Source organism: Myroides albus (assembly GCF_009711045.1).
GTDB classification, from domain to species: domain Bacteria; phylum Bacteroidota; class Bacteroidia; order Flavobacteriales; family Flavobacteriaceae; genus Flavobacterium; species Flavobacterium album_A.
In genome coordinates, this window is sequence record NZ_WMJX01000079.1 from 1 (window position 1) to 6,029 (window position 6,029).

A 6,029-nucleotide genomic window follows, 5' to 3' on the forward strand; every position below is an offset into this window, starting at 1 on the left:
AAGGACATAATCACGAGATTATGTCCTTTTTTTATTTATCGAGTCATGTAGGTACATATCGAGTCAGTGCGATAAGCATGTTTACTATCTAAATAACCTTCAATTGTAACTTCTATACCTTTCAGATAAGTAGTAAAACTTTATGTAATAAAAAAGCCTCATGAGAAAACTCATGAGGCATAACTATAAACCCTAATACAATTTGAAAATAATATTTTTAATTATCAACCTTCCAAAAAGCCCATTCCTTACCATTGAATACACAAAGCATTTTTGAAACCTTATCATATACAATTGTACCAGCTGCAGGACTTTTGATATTTAAGTGAGGACTATTCATCTTTGGAAGAACCATTGCTTTATCATTGGCTTCCAAAATAAGCGCTCCCTTAGCTGTAGAAGCTTGACTTCCTATTATGGTAGGATCTCTTTCATCTACCAGCCCTGCTTGAATACTTGTATCAACTAATCCCGTATTCACAGAAAGATCCTCCCATTTCTTAACTGTTCCTCCCATATAATATTTCACTTTCTTGTCGTTAGCATCATATATAAGAGTTCCTCCCTCAGGATCTAAAACATCATCTTGTTTGGTTACCCAAGATAGAATAATCCCACGATTATCATCTTCTTTGAAATCTAATAATACATCTTCTCCCTCAACTTCAAACTTTCCAATTGCACTTTGCCCAAAAGATAAATGCGTACAAATAAGCAAAATAAACAATGAAAGAAATGTTGATTTGTCTATAATATTTTTCATAGTATCTATTTTTACATCAAACCTTATTAATTATTCATCAACACATCCCTGTGCGATACATCCCCACTCACTTCCGTTGTATAATTTCAAACAATTCTCAGTAGAATCATATACAATCATTCCCTCTACAGGGTTCAATGCCGAAATCTGAGCTGTAGTTAGACGCGTTACTACCAACCCTTTATTATATGACTCCAATACAACAAAAGCATTACCACGCTCAGATACCCATTGACTATCAGGTCTATTAAGTGTACTTACAGTCATAAAACCATCCGAATTTAGAATATCACCTTTATCCCCCACAACTGAAGGATAATAACATATACTACAGTATGGCAATTCTATTTCACCATTTGCATTTGCTAAAGCACCATCAATACACACATCTTCAGATTCACTAATTAAATCAAAACTAAATGTAATCGAACGAGGATCACCCGTAGCTGGATCAACATCATAATCAGCTAAATTATTTGAAGCCTTAACTTTAAACTTAACCCAACTTGTTCCTTTTGGCACTTTAAACCCTTCGAACTCGAAACCACCTTCATCACTTTGATTAGTACCAATGTTCAAACCTGTAGAGGTAGCCAAACTACCATTTACAAAACTAAAGGCATCTATATCATAGTCAATTGACAAGAACATATCTGCTAAATCAAAATCATTTGGATTATCAATATTTAATAAAACTTCGTTCTCCTTATCCAAAGTAAAGCAACCTTTATTAGTAGTAAAACTTGTCAATATTTGTTTAGGTCTGTCTGAATCTAAAGCTATGGTTTCCGTCATATCTTTTCCTGTTAATCTATCAGTACTCTGAAGGGTGACAGGAGTTCCTAATCGATCATAATCGATAGTTGCTCTATTCTCATATGTACCAGCTAAAGCATCTTCTTCAAAAATAGCATTAGCTCTAAAAGTATAAAGACTACCTCCACCAGGTACCATTAAACCGTTTACAGTTAAAGTTCTTGTACCATAACCAGTAATATTTGCATCATCCAAATCAACACCTCCTGCAGAGAAAGAATTATTCACCCAAACCATACCTTCTGGCAAAGTATCAGTAAAATTAACTTCTTTAGGAGCACAATTCGTATTAACTGACCTAAAAGTATAATCTACTACTTCACATAGTAAAACTTCAGCAGTACCTTGTTTAACAAATATTAAACCATCCTCATTAGGCTCAGGAAGAGGTGCAGGACAATAAAACTCCATTGGTCCAATACCTATATAACTAGTTGGATAAGTCGTTGAACTACTTTGCGATTTATAAACAATGTCAATCTTCTGTACAGGATTCTCAAACTCCACAAATACACGACCTCGTTTATTAGTATATGAGGAGTTTCCACTATAACCTTCTCCTTGTCTTTTCGCATTAGCATTTCCTGAATTATCAGTTTTATAACGACTTCGATCTGGTTTATTATAAGTGTAATTTAACTTTGGATAAACTGGTGATCCATTACAGTAACCTATCACTTGAACAATATCTACAACTCTACCTGTACGATCAATATCAAACAATTCAAAAGAAGCAGAAGCAGCCGCTTCATTTCCATCTGGGTTAGTAAATGTAATTTCAGTTGTAACCTCAGCCCCACCTCTTCTACTCTCTCTTAGTGTTTTTAAAGAAGATGTTCTTGGATAACCTCGATTCAAGTTATTGCTTGAATCAATAATATTCATATTCACTTTAAACCCATCGCCTAAATCAAACACTTTAGGTCCTTTATCGCCTTTAGTTTTCCAATTAGCTTTAGTAAAGTCTAATTTTTTAACACCTTCGAATTCACATCCTTCACATGTACCAACTTGTTTAGCACCAAAAGTAAAATATGTGTATTCATCAGTGAATTTATAATTGGCTACGTGCATTTCATTATTATAGAACATCGGAACTATGCGATCCCACTTATTGTCTATCAACTTTTCTGCACTATCAGCTATAAGTAAGTAAACTTTGTAATTAGCACCGTTGAATGGAAACGTGGGACCGTGAGCTGCAACCATGATAGATTGATCAAAACTCTCGTTATCCACAAGCCATATTCTACCTTCTAATCGACTGTCCATCTCTCCACAAACATCATCATTCCCAGCAAAAGAATGCAATGCAAAAGACCCATCATTGTGTCCCCAACTTATTGAAGTTTTATTCTGCTTGATATTATCTAATTCAGGATCAATACCCAATTTTGTTCCAACTCCCATATGTACAATTGCACCAACGTCAGTTGATCTTGATTGACGGTTATTCAAATTAGCATCGTCATCGCGTAAAACAGCAGCAACGTTATGGTGATATTGATTGTGAACAGCATCATTCCCTTCCCAAATAGATGTTCCATCAGAGAATAAATATTCGTAATTATTACCTACAGAAGCTTTGTCAATCTTTAAAGTAATTCCATATTTTAAACCTAAATAAGAATTAATTCTATCTCTTTCATTTTGTGTTAATATAGTCTCATAGGCAACAACTTCAGGCATAACTCCTTGCAAGTAATATGTTTTAGAAGAACTTCCCATACCAAGCATACCTGGTCCATTCATCAAAATATTATCATAAGTATGTTTTACATTCTCTGCGTGAGCATCAAATTCAAAGGTAACATCACTTCCTACATTCCAAATATACCCTGCAATAGTTGTTGCACCGGGGTTAAATAGTTTTCCTTTAGTATTACTAAGACCTGTAGACCCTATACGTCCTTTTCCTTCAGAGCCATCTCTATACACACCAAAAGCAGGTCTTCTACCATCCGTTCCATAAGTTTGTCTACCAAAACCAATAAAATATGATCTTGTTGAGGCGAAGTCATGGTTGACAACAGTATAAAAAGAGACTTTACTTGGTGCTGCAACAGACATTGGGGCCTTATCAGTGATTAAATAATCATTCTCTTTATCAAATCGCAATGTTGGGTGATAATTTGTTCTTTCTTCTGCTTTTAAGTAAACAGCTGAAGCTTTATTTGCAGTCCTTCTCTTATAAGATGTACCTAAACCTGCATAATCTTCCCAAATTAATACTTCTCCCTTTTCATTGGTAACTATTGTTGATTCTTCCGATGCATTCAACCACATACGAAGGCCATTAGTTACTCCTCCTGGAGCTTGAAGATAATAAGTAAAGCCAATATAATCGCCATCTTTGATTTCTACATCTTTAACAACTCCTCCTTTTATCTTATATATCTTTGTCGTAGACGGATTAAAAGACGGATCTTCACTTACAAGTATCCATTGTCCTTTATTAGGAGTAAAATTAACAGTCAGTGAGCTCTTACCCGTTAATTTGGCACGGTAAACATAGTTTTCAAGAGATGACAAACGCTCTTCTTGTACTACGCCTGTTTCAGGATCAGTATTTATCTTTAATGTATAATTCATAAATGCTGTTCCGGCTTTATAGCTATAGGAGCTGTTTCCTTCTTTTCCATTTCCTCCAAAAACAAGAGCGACGTTATTATCTAAAGTCGAAGTATTCTCGTCATTAGTCTCAGCCAATTCCCCTAGAAACGCACCCATAATTGGATGCTCAGTACTCATGGATTGCTTTTGATACAGTCCACTATTGTCATCTCTAACAAGTCCAAAAATATCAAATCCAAACTCATTATATCCAGGCAAAATGCTATTGTATATTAATGTTCCATCTGATAGTATATAATCCTTTTGTGAATTGCTATTTAAAGTTAAACCATACTTTAAAGATAAGTAAGAATTAATCTTTTTAATTTCATCAGCAGTTAGAGTGACACCATTACTACCTGCAGGCTTGGACATCACAATAACCTCCATTACCTCACCAAAAAAAGGATTACTATCACTATTTCCACCATCTTGCTTACCTAAGACACTCTTACCTGTTCTATTATAAAGCGTTTTTTTAGCACCTGTGCTACTCATTTCTCCATTGAGGTAAAAAGTGTGCTCTAAAGCAGTGCTACCAGTTTTATTGGGAATTAAAGACATCCCTATTCCATATTTACGAGTGTCAGTCCCAGAAAAAGCATATAACGCTCCTCTTACATTAGACAAGAGTTCTTTCTTCCTATTCCATCCAAAAAAATCATTAATACCAGCGGTAAAAGCAAATACTGAAGCATCCTTACTGATATGTTCCTCATCTAATCGCGATATCCAGATTACAAAATAAGATCTATCAGAATCTACAACAAAGTCACTTATACTCTCCAGCTTTCTTTGTTTATTATTCTTTTCATTCCCTCCATCTTCCTCATCCAAAAAATAAAAGTCAACAGCAGGTTGGTAATTCATGGCAGACTTAACGAATCGAGGGTGAAATGCTGTTGGAGAGACAAAGTGTCTATTATTCCCAGAAACGTCATTCCAATTTGTTACATCTTCTTCATCTTCTGGTAAAGTTGGTAACAGCTCACCTGCTTTTAACCAATACTCAACCGTAACTCCGTTAATACCACCGGGAGTTTGTCCCATACTCCAGAGGGAGCACAGTAAAACAATTACAGTAAAAAATCTCTTCATATTACAATTACTATTACAATTAAAACTATTTGATTTCAGGTCTTAAGAAAAACCTATGTCTTTATAAAAAAACAAAATAACTACTACTAAAACGTTAATTCAATTAACATCTATTTCAAATTTAAGCCAATTTATATAATAATCAAACATAAAAAGGGAAACATAATAATAAATTGCAGGTATTCTATCACACCAAGCTTTTTATTAACCATTTTTCAAAATTGAAAAGAAGAATTACGAGACATCCTTATTTTCGTTAAAAAGTTCTACTTTAAAATTTATAAAACAGCTCAAATCACTATACAAATCAAAGATGTAGATGGTCTATATGTAATTGTACATTTCAATTGTTTCAATAAGCAAAAAGAAAAAATTAGAACAGAAAGATTATTTAACCGAGTCATTTACTTACCTTTAAGAAAAACAATTCTTAAAATAAAGAAGTATGACACTGATAACAACACAAACATCTTTATTTACACCGATGCCATTAGAGATAGCAGGCATTGCAACATTAACTGACATTAAGCTTGTCTTGAATATATCTTTTGCAATCGTATTCTGTATAATTACTTACCGATTACTTCGGGATATACTATTTTACAAAGTTCCCTTTCGACAAGCTATTCAAAAGCGAATAGCGCCGATATTTACGGTTACACTATTATACCTAATTGTTCAAATACTGATTTATATAAACTAAAAGAGGCTGTCTAAAAAGCCTAAAAAACAAAACCCC

At 34.1% G+C, this 6,029-nt stretch carries 3 protein-coding genes; 1 reads left to right on the forward strand and 2 read right to left on the reverse strand.

The features are described 5' to 3' along the window. Positions 1-217: 217 nt before the first annotated feature. The gene (locus GJV76_RS15025) at positions 218-763 is read right to left on the reverse strand and encodes a hypothetical protein (RefSeq protein ID WP_155093404.1); all 546 of its coding nucleotides are present in this window, start codon (positions 761-763) and stop codon (positions 218-220) included. A 30-nt stretch (positions 764-793) separates the two neighbouring features. Further along, positions 794-5,290, reverse strand: coding sequence for a hypothetical protein (locus GJV76_RS15030; RefSeq protein WP_155093405.1), 4,497 nt, complete (start codon positions 5,288-5,290; stop codon positions 794-796). A gap of 445 nt (positions 5,291-5,735) precedes the next feature. On the opposite strand from GJV76_RS15030, the gene GJV76_RS15035 reads away from it, so the two are divergent. Next, positions 5,736-5,993, forward strand: coding sequence for a hypothetical protein (locus GJV76_RS15035; protein WP_155093406.1), 258 nt, complete (start codon positions 5,736-5,738; stop codon positions 5,991-5,993). The last annotated feature ends 36 nt before the right edge of the window (positions 5,994-6,029 follow it).